A 1,129-nucleotide genomic window follows, 5' to 3' on the forward strand; every position below is an offset into this window, starting at 1 on the left:
CTAGTGACCTGAGTCGGAGATTCATCGTTGGTTTGGTATGAGTCGTCCGGGTCCGAAGATTCCACCGTTGTCGTTGACCGATGCCCAGCGGGCCGTGCTGGAGGGTTGGGTGCGTCGTCGCACGACGGCTCAGGCTCTGGCCCTGAGGTCGCGGATCGTGCTGGAGTGCGCCGACGGGCACTCGATCATGGAGGTGTCACGTCGGCTGGGGATCACCGCGGATACGGTCCGCACGTGGCGGAGGCGATTCCTCGAACGCGGTCTGGATGGCCTGTCCGACGAGCCACGTCCCGGTGTCCCGCGGAAGATCACTGACGCAGACGTCGAGCGGGTCATCGTCAAGACACTGGAGGAGAAGCCGAAGAACGCGACCCACTGGTCGACGAGGTCGATGGCGGCGGCCACAGGCATGTCGCAGTCGGCGATCTCGCGGATCTGGCGGGCGTTCGCGCTGGCACCGCACCGGTCGCAGACGTTCAAGCTGTCCACGGACCCGCTGTTCATCGACAAGGTCCGCGACGTGGTGGGCCTCTACCTCGACCCGCCGGAGAAGGCTCTGGTCCTCTGTGTGGACGAGAAGTCGCAGATCCAGGCCCTCGACCGGTCCCAGCCCGTCCTGCCGATGGTGCCCGGTGTCCCCGAACGCCGCAGCCACGACTACGTCCGCGCCGGCACCACCACCCTGTTCGCGGCGCTGGAGGTCGCCACCGGGAAGGTGATCGGTTCCCTGCACCGACGGCACCGGGCCGTGGAGTTCAAGAAGTTCCTGGCCAAGCTCGACAAGGAAGTTCCCGCCGACCTCGACGTGCATCTGATCCTGGACAACTACGTCACTCACAAGACGCCCGCGGTCAAGCAGTGGCTGCTGGCACACCCGCGCTTCCACCTGCACTTCACGCCGACCAGTTCGTCCTGGCTGAACCTGGTGGAGCGGTGGTTCGCCGAGCTGACGCAGAAGAAGCTCAAGCGAGGCGTCCACCGCTCCGTCCAGGCCCTCGAACGCGACATCCGAACCTGGCTCGCCGACTGGAACGAGCATCCAAGGCCCTTCGCCTGGACCAAGACCGCCGACGAGATCCTCGACAAAGTCGCCGCCTACTGCCACCGAATCTCTGACTCAGGTCACTAG

General features: G+C 65.5%; 1 protein-coding gene. It reads left to right on the plus strand.

Features of this window, described 5'->3' with window-relative positions:
- The first annotated feature begins 37 nt into the window (after positions 1 to 37).
- Positions 38 to 1,129 (plus strand): IS630 family transposase, encoded by a 1,092-nt coding sequence (locus EEJ42_RS31485; RefSeq protein WP_123105265.1) that lies wholly within the window; start codon positions 38 to 40, stop codon positions 1,127 to 1,129.

Origin of the sequence: Streptomyces botrytidirepellens (assembly GCF_003721215.1) — a bacterium.
In the GTDB taxonomy this organism is placed as follows: domain Bacteria; phylum Actinomycetota; class Actinomycetes; order Streptomycetales; family Streptomycetaceae; genus Streptomyces; species Streptomyces himastatinicus.

Coding starts and splice junctions, on each gene's coding strand:
- EEJ42_RS31485 (WP_123105265.1), top strand. CDS start 38: ATGAGTCGTCCGGGTCCGAAGATTCCACCGTTGTCGTTGACCGATGCC.